Below are 20394 nucleotides of genomic sequence, written 5' to 3' on the forward strand. Positions count from 1 at the left end.
ATGCCTGACGTTTAGACGGGTGTTTTTTTTGAAAAAAATTTGGAAGTGATAATTTAATTCCTATTTTTGCACCCGCTAAACAGCAATACAGTAAAGGATTCCGTAGCTCAGTTGGTAGAGCAATACACTTTTAATGTATGGGTCCTGGGTTCGAGTCCCAGCGGGATCACAGAAGACTTGCAAACCTCACGCGCAGCGTGGGGTTTGCTTTTTTAGCCGAGTTCCGATTATATAATCTCAATTCGGATCAAGTTGAATACTTGGGGGATTGATTATTTTTTTATGCATAGCAAGTACCCATCAATACTACAATTCGGATAGCTGGGCTGCCTTGAGACATTTATTATAGTAAGGGTCAATCCGGATTTGACGCTGTGGCTTTTTTGTATCAAATGAAGATCGGTTCCAGATGGTTACTTTATCAAACCATATGACTTGTTGCAGTAGGTATTCGAACTTTGATTCGCGTTTAACCTCATTACGTGCAGCCCTCCATATCAGCAGTTGTTCTTTGTGAATCCGCTCCTTCCATTCTTTGTATACCATTGTCAGTATTGTTATCTAGCCTGTTTTTTGTCAGCAGGGCATGGCCGGGGTTATTTTTCATCATAAGCATTAAGATCGCATAAATTTACACTCAAGTGTAGGGTTTTACAAGAAAAAAGTCGGGATTTTTGGCTGAAATCCAAAATATGAACCTATCAAGTACTGACACTAATGATCTACTGAAAAGAAAAAGCCGTATTCAGGGAATGCTAGCAGGATTCCTGGTACTGTGGATGATAATGATCGTATGTGTTCTAATGATTAAAGAAAAGAAGGTGGTGTATATCGCCCCGATGTTTTCATTGTCGCTGGTCTTTTTCCTTTTATTTCAACAGCTGAAAGCTATTAAAAAAGAGCTGCAATCCCGTGCAGCTGCTTCCGCTAAATAATTTTACTATGAATTGCAAGTCATGTAACGCGGCTGTTGCTGATAAGTATTGTGGACACTGCGGCAATCCGATAGCATTGAAGCGGGTGGATAGCCATTATATCATTCATGAGGTGCAGCACGTGCTGCATTTTGAGAAAGGAATATTGTATACGATCAAGGAGCTGTTGATACGCCCCGGAGTAAATATCAGGAGGTTCCTTACAGAAGACAGGAGCAGACTGGTGAAACCGATCATTTTCCTTATCATATGTTCGCTGCTGTATACGCTGGTTACCCATTTCTTTCATATCGAGAACGACCATTACGTAAGCGAGTCCATACGGCACGAAACCTTTGCAGCCCTCACCACATGGATAGAAGGGCATTACGGCTATGCCAATATCATCATGGGCCTTTTTATCGGCGTCTGGTTGAAATTGTTTATGCGCAAAAGCGCGTATAATTATTATGAGGTACTGATTATGTTATGTTTCGTGATTGGTATGGGGATGTTGATATATACGCTGTTTGCACTGGTGCAGGGAATCAGCGGGAAAAATATGAAGCTGGCATCGGAAGTGGTATCGCTGTTATACAGCATGTGGGCCATTGGTCAGATATTGGGTGGGAAGAAGATAAAGGGATATATTTTGTCACTGGTGGGTTATATATTAGGCATGGGATCGTTCTGGATTGCAGTAGAATTGTTGGCTTGGATAATAGATCGGTTCAATGATTAAGTATTGCACAGTCATCCCGGCCACGATCGACGGTAGATACGTTTTTTGTTTTGTCGGCAGCTGAAAATTATCGGCGGCACCCTGATTCGCTATACCTATGATGTGTTATCTTTCCATGTATTATTTTCATTGAGGTGCGACATGGATGAGGAAGTAGTCAACTCGATTCATGGTTAAATTGAATCACATATTTAATATGTGAAAATATCTGAATTATGTCTATGTAATAAGAATAAATAATTTCCTTATTTTTTCGGGTATCAGTAAGTTTGTCGAAGTTGCTAATGGGCCACTATGACTGATTTTGAGAGGTTTTCTGTGATCCCAGCGGGATCACAGAAATAGAAAAGGCTTCAAAACGTATTAGTTTTGAAGCCTTTTGGGGGTTTGAGATCTTGATGGAAAAATTTCGATGATCAATAAGGTTCACTGGTAAGTTTCAAACCTCGCGCATGGCGCGGGGTTTTGTTTTTTAGTTGTGTGTTTAGTTGAGTTCCTTTTATATAACCTCGATTTCTTTCCCGTACTTTATATAGGTTAACGAGCTTTTACTAAGCTACGAAAGAAATAAAAAAAAGATTTAGTTAAATTACTTGTGCCAATTAGGACGTATTGCAGTTGATCTAATACAGGAAAAGTTATCTAAAGGAGAAACAGTAGAGGATATTCTTACAGCCTATCCACCTAATAAAAGCCAGCAAAAGAAATATATCCCCATTTTAAAAGTAAACATAAAATTGTCTCCTTATAGGTTATGAGGCTTTCTGCTGTTGCGAGAAGCTATACTCCGGAACAGAATGGTATATTACTATTGTTTCGACTGTAATGATCCATGCCACTATTATATTGAATAATGTAAGAATCTGTATAGGTTTCCTGTACCGCAACGCTATAGTTATCTGTCTGTAAATATCATGTCCATGCTGTATTGTTACCGGGATGTTTTTCTACGCATTGCTATTTCTTCTGTGATGTCTGCTTGAGCTGATATATTCGCAGTGGATATTTTTATTAGAAAAAAATTTTATTAACGACGTCGTTTAGCAGCACCTGCCCTTAATTTTAATCCGTTTAATAGAGTAATTGCCAGAGTGTTGCTGGCTAATTGTGCAATATACTTTGTCTGGTATTGCTGTACCATAAACGAGTCCGGCACTTATAGTGCAGTGAAATATTACCATTGCCGAAATGAAATATAAGCAGTTCATAACTGCTGTTATAACAGAAATGCCTATTTTATTCACCATAATAGCAATAATAAAATGATGAACAATAACAGCATAAATAATATTGTCATTGTTGGCGGAGGAACGTCAGGATGGATGACAGCTGCCTATCTCAATGAAGTATTTGGGGAAAGTATTAAAATTACAGTTGTTGAGTCCCCGATTATCGGAACCATTGGAGTAGGAGAAGCCACTTTCAGTACTATAAAATTGTTTTTTGATTTCCTCAAACTGGATGAGCGCGACTGGATGCCGCATTGCAGTGGAAGCTATAAGCTAGCCATTAAGTTTGTTGACTGGAACGCAGAAAGGAAGGACTTTTATCACCCTTTTCAGCGGCATGAAATTGCAGATGGATTTCATATAGGTGAGTGGTGGATGAAACATCAGGGTGATCTGGATGCTTACGACCGTGCCTGTTTTACCACAGCAGCTTTATGTGATAATAAGCGGTCTCCCAGATATTTTGACGGAACAGTGTATGATAGAAAAGTAGAAAACTATTTTAAAAATAATGTGGCGTTTCAGAAAAATAAGCTGTCTGATCTCCGGATACAATTTCCATATGGTTATCATTTTAATGCAAACCAGCTGGCAGTTTTTCTCAGAGATATGGCAACGAAGAAAGGTGTTGTTCATATTGGGGATGATGTAACAGAGGTGAAACAAAAAGAAGATGGCAGCATCTTGTCTGTCATCACCAAAGAAAATGGAGAGATTGAAGGCGATCTGTTTATTGATTGTACTGGTTTCAAAGGATTACTGATTAATAAAACCCTGAAAGAACCGTTTATTCCTTTTGCTGAGTCGCTTTTATGCGACAGTGCCGTGGCTATACAGGTGCCCAGGGATATCGTCAGAGATGGTATGAATCCTTATACTACCGCAACCGCGCTTAAATCAGGGTGGGTGTGGAATATTCCGCTGTATGGCAGGGATGGCACCGGATATGTATATTCCAGTGCTTTTATTTCCAGTGAAGCGGCAGAAAAAGAATTCCGGGAACATCTCGGGCCTGCTGCAGACAATTGTAGTGCACTGCATATAAAGATGCGAATTGGACGCAATAGAAATGCCTGGGTGAAAAATTGTGTAGCCATCGGTTTGTCGAACGCTTTTGTTGAACCGCTGGAATCCACAGGAATATTTTTTATTCAGCATGGCATTGAGGAATTGGTGTCTGCTTTTCCTGATAAATCATTTAACCCTGCGCTGATGAAACAATATAATCAGGCAGTGGGAGACTGTGTAGATGGTGTGAGGGATTTTTTAGTACTTCACTATTTCGCGAGCAGCAGGTATGATACGCCTTTCTGGAAAGCGACAAAGCATGACCTCAAATTGCCTGGTGATCTGGAAGAACGCATTAAACAGTGGAAAAGTCAGCTTCCCAATTCCAGGAATATAAATCAGAAATATCATGGCTTTGAATCTTATTCCTACGCTGTGATGTTACAGGGTCTCGGTTATCAGCCGGAATATTGTTTGCCTGTTATTCAGCATATGGATAGTACAAATGCCCTGGCTGTCTTCCGGGAAATCAAAGACAGATCCGAATTACTATGTAATACATTACCTTCTCTCTATGAATACTTAACCTCCTGGCAAGAACAAGCACTAATGTAAATAATGCTTATCTGCGATTACCGGTTTATATTATGCTGTAGCATTAACCCATCATATCTATATTGCGAATAATAGAACGTACACCTGCTACATACTGCGACTATCAAATACCGAATCAAACAACACTTTTATAAAAATATATTGTTTACCCATTCAGTTTGGATTTTAACCCGTATTCCAACTAATATACTGTTCTGGAAAAACGGCCAGGTAAGAAACAAATTACGCATACGATTGAACGTCTTCAGTTGTATATGCACTACAGTGCAGTATAACCATATTTTAAAAATGGGTATGGAAAGATATTTTGATAAATATGTTCCGGAACGTTTTATAGCCTTTGATAAGACAACGAAAATTCGTTTGTAAATATGATAACAGTCATCCGATACAAACTGAAAAACCTCTGAAAATCGGGCCTAACCGTGAATTGGTATAGGTTACGTCCGTATTGATATATTTTTAACCGCACAATAATGATTATTAATACTATGAAAGAGTTCTTGTCTATTCTGAGAAAACATAATATTCATTTGAAATTGGAAGAAGGCGGGTTATCTGTTAACTATCCTGATGGAGAGGTAAATGAAACACTATTGAACGAAGTCCGGATCAGAGAAACGGCATTAATAAATTATTTAAGCTCATTGAACGATGACGTTTATCTGAACATCCCCGGAACCCGGGAACAGCTAAATAAAGAGTCATTAATCAATCATAAAGCATATTGGTTAAAACAATTCGAAGGAGAGCTGCCTGTATTGGAATTGCCTGTTGACAAAGTACGACCGGCAATAAAAACGCATCATGGCGGAACGATACATAGGGTAATTAGTCCGGCAATAAGCAGCCGGATAAAAGCTGTTTGTAAGCAACAGGATACTACCTTATTGATCGGCTTACTGGCTGTCATTAATACCTTATTGCACCGCTATACAAACCAGGAAGATATTATTATCGGTATTCCAGCAGCGGGAAGTGAGCATATAGATGTAGCAGAACAGATTGGATTGTACTTAAACATATTGGCTTTAAGAACACAATTCACAGGAGATGATACTTATAAACAATTGTTGGCGAACGTAAGAAGGATAACTTCAGCGGCTTATGAACACCAGGTATATCCGTTTAATGAATTGGTAGATGCCTTGAATATTAAGCCGGACATGAGCCGGAATGCTTTGTTTGATGTAATGGTGACACTCCGCCATGCAACTGCCGGCAATAGTAATAAGGAAGAAATATCTGACAACGTAAAAATAAACGGACTTAAAGAAGAAAACCGGAATTACAGATTTGATCTGACTTTCAACTTTATTGAAACGGAAGAAACATTAGAAGTATGTATAGAATATAATAGCGATATCTATGTGAGGGAAACAATAGTCAGGTTATCAGACCACCTGGAGCAGTTATTGGAGGCTATTGTAACGAATCCCTCAAAACCAATCCGGCAATTAAACTATTTAAGCGCGGCAGAGCAATATCAGTTGTCAGTAGTATTTAATGATACAGCAACATGCCCACAGGATAAAACAGTTATCGCATTATTTGAGGAACAGGTGGAAAGAATACCTGGTAATACGGCAGTAGTATTTGAAGGAAAAATATTAACCTATAGCGAATTAAATGCAAGTGCCAATCAGCTGGCAGCTTATTTGAAAAATCATTATAACATTCAGCCAGATGATTTAATAGGAATAAAACTGAAGAGAAGTGAATGGATGATTATATCCATAATTGGTGTGCTGAAATCAGGAGGAGCTTACGTGCCGATAGATTGGGAATATCCGAAGGAGCGTATTGATTATATGCTGGAAGATAGCAGCTGTAAAGTGTTAATAGATGAAGAGGAGCTGATGGAATTTTTCAGAGAAGCACATGATTATAGTAAAGAGAATTCAGCTTCGCAATACAAGCCGGATGATCTGGCGTATGTGATTTATACATCCGGTTCCACAGGTTTTCCTAAAGGGTGCGCTATTACCAATAATAACTTGTCCAATTATATTCAATGGGCCAATAGCTACTATTTCAAGGCCTCCCATAAAGCTAATTTTGGGTTGTTTACTTCTTTTTCTTTTGATCTTACTGTTACAAGTATATTTTGTCCGCTGACAGGAGGTGGTGAACTATTTGTATATGGTCAGCACACAGAGATTACTACAATCCTATCTCATATTTTCAGTGGGGAAAGTGCTATCAACTGCATTAAACTTACGCCTTCACATATAAATCTGTTAAAGTACGCAAACCTGCATTCCTCCGCTGTTTTATGCGCCATTGTGGGAGGGGAAGAAGTTACAGCCGAGCAGGTGAGTATCTTAAAACGCATTCATCCTTTCATCAGGATATATAATGAATACGGCCCTACCGAAACAACGGTAGGCTGTATTGTAAAAGAATTGGAAGAAAACGTACCAATCCTGATTGGTAAACCTATTTCCCAAACGAGTATATGGATACTGGATAAATCATATGAGCTTTGTCCGATCGGTATTCCCGGGGAGATATACATAGGAGGCTCTGGTGTGGCCAGAGGGTATCACAACAGGCCGGCGCTCACTGCTGAAAAATTTGTAGCTAATCCGTTTAAGGAGGGTGAGCGGATGTATAAGACAGGTGATGTAGGCCAATGGCTACCCGATGGGGATATAAAATTTGGGGGAAGAAAAGATGACCAGGTAAAGATCCGTGGCCACCGGATAGAATTGGGTGAAATTGAGAGTACATTGCAGGGACATCCTGAAATTTCCGCTGCTACTGTATTGGTCAGACATAATACCGAAAATGAGAAGGAATTGCTGGCTTATGTAGTATGCCGGAAAGGGTTAAATGTAACGGATATACGAAAATATCTGAGCGAACAGTTGCCGGCCTATATGTTGCCTGGTCGTTATATTGAGTTGGCTGAATTACCATTAACCACGAATGGAAAGATTGATAAGAAACGCTTGCCGGATATTGCAGGTACAGGACTGGAAACCGGTGTGACATATGTGGCTCCCCGCAATGAAACGGAAGAACGGCTGGTAACGATATGGCAGGAAGTATTAGACGAAGAGAGAATAGGGGTAAAAGATAATTTTTTTGACAGGGGAGGACATAGCTTAAACGTTACCCGTTTAACCAGCCTTATATATAAAACGTTTGAAGTCCGTATCGGATTCGATGAATTATTCGAGACAGTAATACTGGAAGATCAGGCCCTGCTAATATCGGAAGCCCGGAAAACACCTTTTGTTGCTATATCCCCTGTAGTACAACAAGACCATTATGCACTATCCTCTTCGCAGCAGCGACTATGGGTAGTGAGCCAGTTGAAGGATGGTAGTATAGCCTACAATATATCAGCTGCATACAGGTTGGAGGGCGCATTGGATGATGCTGCATTCGTGAAGGCCTTTAATACGTTGGTGGAGCGTCACGAAATGTTGCGGACGATATTTAAAGAAGATGAACAGGGAGAAGTTAAGCAGTTTATTCTTTCATCGAAGGAAGCGGGAGCAGGCCTGATATACCATGATTTGCGCCATAAAACAGACCCGGAAACAACAGCAAATGAATGGGTACAGTCAATGTTTGTTGAACCTTTTGATCTTGCAACCGGTCCGCTGATACGTGCCGGTTTGTATCAGGTGGGTGATAATAAATGGATATTTACTTATACTATACATCATATTATCAGTGATGGTTGGTCTGCTGAAATATTGGTAAAAGAACTTTTTACATTATACAATGCCTATGGTGAGGGTAGGGAGAATCCTTTAGCTCCTTTACGTATTCAATACAAGGATTATGCGGCCTGGCAACAGGAACAACTCAAGGGAGAGTCATACAAGGCCCACAAGACATACTGGTTAAAACAATTCGAAGGAGATCTGCCTGTATTGGAATTACCAGGGGATAAAATACGTCCTGCCATAAAAACATATAACGGGGAAACGGTTTATAGGATAATTGATCCGGAAATAAGTGGGCAGATAAAAGTGCTTTGTGAGGAACAGGGCGCTACCTTATTTATGGGATTGCTGGCAGCAATCAATATTTTATTATACCGGTACACAAATCAATGTGATATCATCCTTGGTATTCCTATAGCAGGAAGAGAACACGTAGATGTAGAAGGCCAGATAGGGTTATACTTAAATACGCTGGGATTAAGGACGAAATTTAAGGGGGAAGATAGTTACAGGCATTTATTAGCAAATGTAAAAGAAACAAATTTAGGAGCTTATGAGCATCAGATGTATCCGTTTGATGAATTGCTGGATGCCCTGCGTCTCAGGTGGGACACGAGCCGGAGCGCCTTGTTTGATGTAATGGTAATATTACAGCACCCGATTACTGGTAATAGTAATGATGACAGAACATCAGGTGGGATAAAAACAACCAGGCTCCGGGGTGGTGAAAGCCGGAGCAGCAAATTTGATCTGACTTTCGATTTTGTTGAAACAGGAGAAGCACTGGAGGTAAGTATAGCCTATAACAGCGACATCTATGTAAAGGAAACAATAATCCGGATGGCCAATCACCTGGAGCAATTATTGAGGGTTATTGGTAAACAGCCATCAATACCAGTTCAGCAACTAATTTATTTGAGTGCAGCAGAACAGCACCAGTTGTTGATATCATTTAATGATACAGCAAAAATATATCCACAGGAGAAAACACTTGTCACCTTATTTGAAGAGCAGGTATACAAAAATCCAGATACTGTGGCATTGGTAGCAGGGGGAAATACATTCACCTATAAAACATTAAATGAACGCTCCAATCAACTGGGCCATTATTTACGGGATCGATATAAAATAAAGACAGGTGATTTGGCAGGAATCAGATTGGAGCGGAATGAATGGATGATCATTGCCATACTCGGTATACTTAAAGCGGGAGGCGCTTATGTTCCGATAGATCCGGAGTATCCGCAGGAACGTATTGATTATATACTGGAGGATAGCAAATGTAAAGTAGTGATTGATGCAGAAGAGCTAAATAAATTTTCGAAAGAAGAAAACAGATACCACAACGGGGACTTGACATCAGTAATAAAACCAGATGATCTGGTTTATGTGATTTATACATCAGGCTCCACGGGTAAACCTAAAGGAGTAATGATAGAGCATAGAAATGTTACCTCCTTTTTGGAAAATTTCAGTAGTAAGTTTTTTCTTCAACCTGGTATGGTGTTTGGCGCCACCACCAACTACACATTTGATATTTCGGTATTGGAGCTGCTGGGTACTTTGATCTGTGGCCAGCAATTATTTTTACTGGAAGGAACCGATCCTTTAGAAATATTAAGGGATATTACTGACCATAACATAAATGCATTACAGTTAACTCCTTCGAGATTAAATCAGCTGTTAGAGACGGGTTCGGATAGTATCAATACGCTTAAACAGCTGAAAGTATTACTGGTGGGTGGAGAACCCTTAACACAGCGTAATTATGAACGTTTAAAAAGATTGACAACAACCCATGTCATTAACGTGTATGGTCCAACGGAAACAACAATCTGGAGCAGTTGTTCTGCATTGCATACAAGTACATCCTTGTCAATAGGGACACCCTTGTTGAATGAAAATATTTTTATAACTGATCATCAGCATCAGCTATGCCCGATAGGTGTAGTGGGTGAAATCTGCATAGCCGGTGATGGATTATCCAGGGGATATTTTAACAAGCCGGAACTAACATCGGAGAAGTTTGTGGCTAACCCATTCAAGCCGGGAGAGCGGATGTATAAAACCGGGGACCTGGGTAAATGGCTGCCAGATGGGAGTATAGAATTTATAGGAAGAAAAGATAACCAGGTAAAGGTACGGGGGCACCGGATAGAATTAGGGGAAATTGAAAATGCGTTGCAAAGTCACGAAGGTATTGATGGTGCTGTGGTTGTAGCTAAATCAGATCAGAATGGGGATAAGGAATTAATAGCCTACCTGGTATGTAAGGACGTACTTAATATACCGGATTTGCGATCACATTTAAGCAAGTCGCTGCCAGCTTATATGTTGCCAGGGCATTATGTTGCATTAGCGGCATTACCCTTAACGGTGAGTGGAAAAGTAGACAGAAAGAGATTGCCGGACCATGAGGGATCAAGCATCTCAACCGGTATCGCGTATGTAGCTCCCCGGAATGAAACAGAAGAAAAACTGGTATCCATCTGGCAGGAAATACTTGGCAGGGAAATTATCAGTATAAAAGATGATTTTATCAACCTGGGCGGACATAGTATCATGGCAACCCGCCTCGTCAGTAAGATATATAAAACATTTGAAGTCAGCATAGGATTAAGCACCTTGTTTACAACGCTTGTATTGGAAGATCAGGCCCGGTTAATATTGCAAACCCGGAAAACATCTTTCATGGCTATACCTGCCATAGCCGGAAAACCTCATTATGCATTATCTTTTTCCCAGCGCCGGTTATGGGTAATAAGCCAGTTTCCGGAGGGTAGTATAGCCTACAATATGCAGGCTGCCTATGTATTGGAAGGGCCATTGGATCGTGATGCACTGGCGGCCTCATTCAATACATTGATAACACGTCATGAATCACTGCGGACGACATTCAGAGAAGATGAACAGGGTGATATAAAACAATTTATCCATTCCCCGCAGGAGACCGGATTTAAGCTGATATACCATGACATCCGGAATGAGCATGAGCCGGAAGTAGTGGTAAAAGAACGGGTACATTCGGTATTTACTAAATTATTTGACTTTACAGCCTGCCCATTGATCCGGGCTGAGTTATATCAGTTGGGCGATAACAAATGGATATTGGCTTATGTGATACATCACATTATCAGTGATGCCTGGTCCATGGATATCTTTACCAATGAGCTATTCCGGCTTTATGATGCATATTCCGGGGGGGAAGTGAATCCATTGGCGCCCTTACACATCCAATATAAAGACTATGCCGCCTGGCAGCAGGAGCAATTAAAGGGGGAATCGTTGGAGGATCATAAAACATACTGGTTAAAACAGTTTGAAGGTGAATTACCTGTATTGGAGTTGCCATGCGATCAGGTACGCCCGGCGATAAAAACGTATAACGGTGCAATAATAGAAAAACCTGTTAATCACCGGTTAAGTGATGGCATGAAATTACTGATCAAGGATCAGGGCTGCACTTTGTTTATGGGGTTAATGGCAGTCACTAATGTTTTATTTTACCGGTATACTCATCAGGAAGATATTATTATAGGCACTCCCGTAATGGGAAGGGATCACATTGATTTGGAAGATCAGATCGGATTTTATGTAAACACCCTGGCTTTAAGAATACAGTTTAGCGGGAAAAACAGCTATAGGGAATTATTGGAAAATGTTAAAAAGGTATCATTAGGAGCATATGAACACCAGATATATCCGTTCGATAAACTGGTTGATGAATTGCATCTTCAACGGGATATAAGCCGGAACCCCCTGTTTGATGTTCAGGTGCTGGTGCAGAACGCTGAAACCAATCCGGTAATAACAAATCAGTATCCGGTGGAGCTGATAATAAATGAATATAAAGAAGTATCAAATACAGGTAGTGTATTTGATTTGGTCATTAATTTTATTGAAAAGAAAGAAGGGTTATATATCAATATAGTATATAACACTGACGTATATAATGAAGGAAACATAACCCAATTGGTGGATCACCTGATACAATTAATGGAAGCTATTGTCGAATCTCCTGATAAGGCAATCAGTCAGTTGGATTTTTTAACCGAAAATGATAAAGCGCAATTGCTGACAGTATTCAATGATACTGCAGTGGCTTATCCAGATAAAACGTTGGTAGATCTGTTTGAGGAGCAGGTAGTCAAAACGCCTGATAATGTGGCGGTGGTATGTGGTGCAAAAACACTGACATACCGTGAATTAAACGAAAAGTCCAATCGGCTGGCCAATTATCTGCGAAAAACCTATGATATACGCCAGGATGAATTGATAGGGATAATGCTGGAGAGATCTGAGCAATCGCTTATTGCTATAATGGGGATATTGAAATCAGGAGCCGCATACGTACCCATAGATCCCGAACTGCCTAAGGCAAGAAAATCGTTAATAATCAATGATACGGGAATACAGATACTAATAACGCAAACAGAATACCTGTTCGACCTGGATTATTATCGGGGAGGTGTTTTTGGAATAGATACCCAGTTGGATATCCTGGATAATACGGCGAACCCAGTCGGAGTTACCATTTCTCCGGAAAGGCTAGCCTATGTAATTTATACATCAGGATCCTCCGGTGATCCCAAGGGGGTGATGATTGAACATGGTGCGGTTATCAATTCCGTTCAATCGCTGCGAACCATTTTCGAAATGAAGGAAGGGGAAAGAAGCCTTCAGTTCTCTTCTTTCTCCTTTGATGTGAGCGTTTTCGAAGTTTTTACAGTAATAATTTCAGGCGCATCATTATATATAATCAGTGAAGAAGAAAAAAAATCTCCATTTTTATTGGAACAATACATTATAAATAACAGGATTGATGTTGCATCTATCCCACCCGCGTATCTGAGGTTACTGGAGATTAAAAAAATAAACACACTAAAAAGACTGATAACAGGAGGAGAGTCTGTTACGCCGGAAATTGTGCGTTCTTTTTGTAGTTACGGTACCTATTATAACGCTTATGGCCCTACGGAGTCCTGTATAGGTGTTGCCATATTTAAGATTGATAAAGGAGAAGATCTGCAAAAGAGTAGTGTTCCGATAGGCAAGCCTATTTCGAATATGCAATTATACATAGTGGATGACTATATGAACATAGTACCCACTGGTGTAACCGGCGAAATTTGTATAAGTGGTGCCGGATTGGCCCGTGGTTATTTAAATAACCCGGAGCTGACAGCGGAGAAATTTGTTCCTCATCCATTTAAGGTGGGCGAAAAGCTATATAAAACGGGCGATCTGGGCAAGTGGTTGAAGGATGGTAATATTGAATTTGCAGGGAGAAAGGATGATCAGGTAAAAGTTCGCGGATATAGGATAGAGTTAGGGGAAGTCGTACGTGCATTACAAAGCTACGAAGTAATTGATGCTGCAGTCGTTATTCTCAGACCCAATAAGCATGGTGAGCAGGAGTTGGTGGCTTATTTGATAAGTAAGGTAGCCTTGAATGTACCGGATATGCAGGCTTACTTAAATGATATTTTGCCTGCTTACATGTTACCGTCACATTTTGTTCAGTTGGATCAATTCCCTATAACATCAACCGATAAAATTGATAAGAGAAAATTGCCTGATCCGGAAGTCGCTGGACTGCCTACAGGCGTAGAATACCTGGCGCCATCCAATGAAACCGGGTGGAAAATGGCAAAGATATGGGAAGAAATATTAGGTAAAGAAAAAGTAGGATTGCGCAACAGCTTCTTCGATTTAGGTGGTGATTCCATAAAAATACTGCGGATGACCACCGCATTAAGAAAGGAATTGAACCTGGATATCCCCATTACTGATATTTACAAATACAACACCATAGAAAGTATATTATCCCATGTAGTACAGCATAAGGATGAAATTGACGGCAGGAACAGCAGAATGAGAGAAGAGGAATCCATTGTAAAAGCATCAATAAGTGAATTGAAAGAACGGATTTTGTCATCAGGCAATCTTCCGGACAAAGAGAATGTGGAAGATATTTACCCGATGAGTGACATTGAAAAGGGAATGATATATGAATCTCTGTTGAATGAGAGAAATGATATATATCATCAGCAAATGGTGGAAAGAAAAGTATTAGTCAATTTTGAAATTGAGCGCTTTAAACAGGCAGTGGTGCTATTGACAGATAAGCACTCAATATTAAGAACCAGCTTCAACGTGGACGATTATGAAACGGAAGTACAAATTGTTCATAAAAAGATAGCAGTCTCTGTTCAATATAAAGATCTTGCTGATGTAACCCGGGAAAAGCAGGAAACAGTAATCCGGGATTTCATGGAAACAGAGAAAGTGAATCATTTCAGGTTTTCTGTAGCTCCATTGTGGAGAATAAATGTATTTAATCTGGGTGCAGATGAAATTGTATTTGTAATACAAATGCATCATGCTATTATAGATGGCTGGAGCGATGTCTCATTCAGAGCGGAGCTATATGATCTGTATCTGAAATTAGGTAATGATCCATCATACGAACCAGTGAAATTAAAATCTAGCTATAAAGATTTTATCATTCAGCATGAGTTGGACAAAAAGGACGAATTGATAAAACAGTTTTGGCGGGAAGAGTTGTCGGACTATACACGGCTGGATATATTCGCATCAGGAGAAGAAAGTAAGCACTACACCCAATCTCTGGACAGAGACCAATTAAAAAGACTGGAAAAGACGGCTGCCGATCTCAATACTACTGTCAGAATAGTATCGTTAAGTGCATATTTATACATGCTGAAAGTATTTACCCATGATGACGAAATAGTTACCGGTCTTGTAACAAATACCCGCCCTGATTGCGAAGACAGTGATAGGATACTGGGCTGTTTTTTGAATACTGTTCCGTTGAAGATGGGAATAGATGTTGATGAACCGTGTGCCGATTTTATAGTCCGCGTTCATAATAAACTGATTGAATTAAAGAATTACGAAAGATTAAGCACCTTTGAAATATCCCAGATACATAAGCAGGAATCATATTCGGGCAATCCTTTTTTTGATATGATATTTAATTATGTCGATTATCATATCGGTAAATCAACAACAAAAGATGAGCAATTCAGTCAAAAGGAAGCTATACTGCCTTCATTTAATATAGATAGCATAGGTCGTACAAATACTTACTTTGATTTTTCTGTAAATGTGACAGACGGTAATTTCTTTATAGAAATATCGTTGTCACGGCAGTTGAAATCAGGATTTTCACCTGAAAGAATTGCTGCGCTATATTTTAGAATATTGAATTACATCATTCATTCCGGTAAGCAGGCGATTAACAACCTGGAACTACTGAATGAAACAGAACGGCAGCTGCTGGTGTCGTTTAATAATACAGAGATGGCATACCGGCCGGAAAAGACGGTGGTGGCATTATTTGAGGAACAGGCAGCACTAACACCGGATAATATTGCACTGGTTTTTGAAGATAACACATTTACATATCAGGAATTAAATGCGCAATCGAACCAGTTAGCCCGCTATTTAAGACAGCATTACAATATTCAGGCAGACGATTTAATAGGTATAAAATCAGACCGCAATGAATGGATGGTCATAGCCATGCTGGGCATTTTGAAATCAGGAGGAGCTTATGTACCGGTGGATACTGAATATCCGCAGGAACGCATTGACTACATTATAGCAGATAGCAAATGCAAATTGGTGATAGATGAAGTGGAACTGATCCGTTTCCAGGCGGAAAGAAGCGATTATGATGCAACAAAACTGGTATCCATCAACAAACCAACAGATTTGGCCTATGTGATCTATACATCCGGATCAACAGGGAATCCCAAAGGGGTAATGATTGAACATAGGAATGTTGCAGCCTTTATTGCATGGTGTAAAGAGGAGTTTCATCATTCAGATTTTGATGTTGTGTTTGGTGTTACCTCCATCTGCTTTGACCTATCTGTTTTTGAAATTTTTTATCCATTAAGTATTGGAAAAAAATTAAGGTTATTAACTAATGGATTATCGATTCCGCAATACCTGGCCACAACAGAAAATGTATTGATCAATACCGTTCCCAGTGTGGTGGGTAGCTTGCTGAGAGAACAGGTTGATCTCAGCGCTGTGAAGGTATTAAATATGGCAGGAGAGCCGATTCCTCACGGATACCTTACACAGTTGGATAGTGAAAATATAGAGATCAGGAACCTGTACGGCCCGTCGGAAGATACTACGTATAGTACCATATACAGGATAAAAGATAGTGCCGTTGTTTTAATCGGCCGGCCGGTCGCCAATACGGGCATATACATCCTGAACGAATGGCAACAGCAGCTGCCTGTTGGTGTAATCGGCGAAATATGCATAACGGGAGCGGGTTTGGCACGGGGCTATTTGAATAAACCTGCATTAACAGCAGAGCGATTTGTCACCAATCCTTTTGTAGAAGGTGAGCGGATGTATAAAACAGGTGACCTGGGACGATGGTTGCCTGATGGTAATATTGAATTGACAGGCAGAAAGGACAACCAGGTAAAGATCCGGGGATACCGGGTAGAGCTGGGAGAAATTGAACATGTCCTGCAAGGGCACCCGGATATTAATGCTGCCGTTGTGGTATTGAGAGCTGCTAAACAGGAAGGAAAGGAACTGGTGGCATATATCGCGAGCCAGGCATCATTAAATACTTTCAATATACGCACCTGGTTAAGTAAAACTTTGCCGGCTTACATGTTGCCAGCCCATTATGTACAATTGGATGAGCTGCCATTACTGCCCAATGGTAAAGTAGATAAAAGGAATTTGCCGGATCCTGCCGCGCTAGGCCTGGAAACAGGTATTGCATATGTATCCCCTCGTAATGAGATAGAAGAAAAGCTGGTATTGATCTGGCAAAAACTATTAAACAAAGACAGCATAGGGGTCATGGATAATTTCTTTAATCTTGGTGGCCATAGTTTAATAGCAACCCGCCTGGTAAGTCAGTTGCATAGAGCCTTTGACATTGACATCAGTTTAAAGGAGATATTTGGCGGATTAGTATTGGAAGATCAGGCCCGGTTAATTGCACATGCCCGGAAAACACCTTTTAATGCTATCACTCCTGTAGTACAGCAATTACATTATCCTCTATCCCCCTCTCAGCTCCGGTTACTGGCAATAAGCCAGTTCCAGGAAGGTAATATTGCCTATAATATGCCGGTAGCATATATGTTGGAAGGAACATTGGATCGTGTTGCATTAGCAGATTCTTTTAATGCTTTGATAGCGCGTCACGAAATCCTGCGGACGGTATTTAGGGAAGATGAGCAGGGAGAAGTAAAACAATTTATTCTTTCACCGGAGGAAGCAGGAATCGGACTCTCATATCAGGATGTACGCCATGAAAAGGAACCGGAAATAGTTGTGAAAGAACTGGCGCAGTCAGTATTTCTGGAGCCTTTTGATCTGGCAGCGGGACCTCTGATACGTGCAGGGCTATACCAGGTAGCCGATACTCGTTGGGTATTTATTTATGTGGTACATCATATCATTAGTGATGATTGGTCGATGGGGATATTGCATAAAGAAATGTTTGCATTATACGATGCCCGTATCCGGGGCAAAGAAGCCACTTTATTTCCGCTGCGTATTCAATACAAGGATTATGTGGCCTGGCAGCAGGGGCAGTTAAGCGGGGATTCGTTAGCCGCTCATAGAGCCTATTGGCTGAAACAATTTGAAGGGGAACTGCCTGTACTGGCATTACAACCCGATAAAATACGGCCCGCCATAAAAACATATTCCGGAGATGTAGTTAATAGGATAATTAATCCGGAACTGTGTGCGAAAGTGAAAGCGCTGAATGAAGAACAGGACGCGACTTTATTTATGGGCTTGTTAGCGGTGGTAAATACATTATTGTACAGGTATACAGGACAGGAAGATATTATTTTTGGTATCCCGATTGCCGGCAGAGAACATGCGGACCTGGAAGGTCAGGTGGGATTGTATTTAAATACATTGGCATTAAGGATGCAGTTTGACGGAGAAAATAGTTTTAAACAACTATTGACGAATGTAAAAGAGGTAACTCTCGGGGCTTATGAACACCAGGTGTATCCGTTTAATGAATTGGTGGATGCGCTGGATCTTCAATGGGAAATGAGTCGTAATGCCTTATTTGATGTGATGGTGGTGTTGCAGAATGCCACACAAAATAGTAATGAAGAACAGACCGCAGGCGAAATAAAAGTCAGTAGGTTTGATGTGGGAGAAAGCCGGCGCAGCAAGTTTGATCTGATTTTCGAATTTGTTGAAATCGGAGATGCATTAAAAGTAAGTATAGGATATAACAGTAATGTATATACGAGAGAAACGATATTAAGGTTGTCGGACCACCTGGAGTACTTATTGGAGAGTATTACATCACAACCGTTAATACCAGTGCGTCAATTGGCTTATCTGAGTTTAGCCGGGCAACAACAGTTGCTGGTTTCATTTAATGATACAGCGGTGGCATATCCGCGGGAAAAGACGGTTGTCTCATTATTTGAAGAGCAAGTAAAGAAAACACCTGGTAAAATCGCCCTGGTATTTGAAGAAACAACGCTTACCTATAAAGAACTGAATGAAAGGGCCAATCAGTTAGCCGCTTATTTGCGGAATCATTATAAAATTCAACAGGATGATTTAGTTGCAATAAAACTGGATCGTAGTGAATGGATGATTATATCCATACTCGGAGTACTGAAATCAGGCGCTGCTTATGTTCCGATAGAACCCGAATATCCGCAGGATCGTATTGATTATATGTTGTCTGACAGCCAGTGCAGCGTATTGATAGATGAGCCGGAATTAGCAGTTTTCCGGAAAGAAAGTGAAAATTATGCCGGTATCCAGCTGCATTCAATTAACCTGCCGGATGATTTGATTTATGTAATGTATACTTCGGGTTCCACCGGTAAACCTAAAGGAGTGATGGTAACGCATCGTAATGTAGTGCGCTTAACCAAAATGCCTGACTATATATCGTTAACCGGTAATGAAGTGCTGTTGTCTACAGGAGCATTTTCATTTGATGCAACAACCTTTGAATACTGGAGTATGTTATTGAACGGCGGAACGCTGATACTATGCCGTAAAGAAGTGTTGTTGGATGAAGGTAGTCTTGCAGAAGAGATACTGAAAAGGGGAGTGGATACGATGTGGTTCACAGCAGGTTGGTTGAATCAATTAGTTGATAGAAACATCTCACTCTTCAGTGGACTAAAAACTATTCTGGCCGGAGGAGAAAAATTATCAGCATTTCATATTAATGTATTACGTCATCAATATCCTGATGTAAGGATCGTGAATGGCTATGGTCCAACAGAAAATACGACTTTTTCTCTCACCTATCAGATAAATGGGGCCTCAGAAAGCATTCCCGTGGGTAAACCCATTAATAACAGTACGGCCTACATAATTGATTCCGGGCAACAGCTGTGCGGAATTGGTGTGGTAGGGGAGATCTGTGTGGGTGGAGACGGCCTGGCCCGTGGTTATTTAAACAATCCTGATCTGACAGCAGAAAAATTTGTGTACCATCCATTCAGGGAAGGAGAGAGAATTTATAAGACCGGTGATCTTGGCAGATGGTTACCAGATGGTAATATAGAGTATCTCGGTAGAAAGGATGACCAGGTAAAGATCCGCGGGTTCCGCATAGAGTTGGGAGAAATAGAACATGCCCTGCAGGATCACCCGGTTATTGATGCTGCCATTGTGATATTAAAATCTAACATACTGGTGGCATATATAGTGAGCCATGAGCCGTTAAATATATCCATTATACGGGCCCATTTAAGCAAAACTTTACCGGCTTACATGTTACCGGCCGACTATGTGCAATTAGATGAGTTGCCGTTAACATCCAATGGTAAGGTAGATAAAAAGAGTCTGCCCGACCCCGCCGGATTACATATGGAAACAGGCGTTGCATATGTGGCTCCCCGTAATGAAACCGAAGAAAAATTGGTGTTGATCTGGCAAACATTATTAGGAAAAAACAAAATAGGGATTATGGATAATTTCTTCGAATCAGGTGGAAATAGTTTAAAAGCAATGGCTCTTTCCGCCTCGATTCACCAGGCATTTAACGTGAAATTAAAATTGATAGATATGTTTAGTGCAGGGACAATAGAAAATATAAGCAAGGATATTATAAGAGAACTATGGATCAGGAAAAGTAAAGAACAGGATGGTGATCATTTATTATCAGATCAACACTTTATACTTTAAAT

4 protein-coding genes and 1 tRNA gene are annotated in these 20394 nt (G+C 40.4%); all 5 read left to right on the forward strand.

The annotated features are described in order from the left end of the window. Positions 1-96: 96 nt before the first annotated feature. Positions 97-169, forward strand: a tRNA-Lys gene (locus DF182_RS28205). 505 nt (positions 170-674) lie between these two features. After that, on the forward strand, positions 675-935 hold the full coding sequence (locus DF182_RS28215) for a hypothetical protein (protein WP_113619098.1): 261 nt from the start codon (positions 675-677) through the stop codon (positions 933-935). A gap of 7 nt (positions 936-942) precedes the next feature. Continuing rightward, the gene (locus DF182_RS28220) at positions 943-1656 is read left to right on the forward strand and encodes a DUF3667 domain-containing protein (RefSeq protein WP_113619099.1); all 714 of its coding nucleotides are present in this window, start codon (positions 943-945) and stop codon (positions 1654-1656) included. A 1262-nt stretch (positions 1657-2918) separates the two neighbouring features. After that, positions 2919-4508, forward strand: coding sequence for a tryptophan halogenase family protein (locus DF182_RS28225; protein WP_211327231.1), 1590 nt, complete (start codon positions 2919-2921; stop codon positions 4506-4508). Between the two features lie 533 nt (positions 4509-5041). Beyond that, positions 5042-20392 (forward strand): non-ribosomal peptide synthetase, encoded by a 15351-nt coding sequence (locus DF182_RS28230; RefSeq protein WP_161964298.1) that lies wholly within the window; start codon positions 5042-5044, stop codon positions 20390-20392. Positions 20393-20394: the final 2 nt, after the last annotated feature.

Source organism: Chitinophaga flava, from assembly GCF_003308995.1.
Classification (GTDB): domain Bacteria; phylum Bacteroidota; class Bacteroidia; order Chitinophagales; family Chitinophagaceae; genus Chitinophaga; species Chitinophaga flava.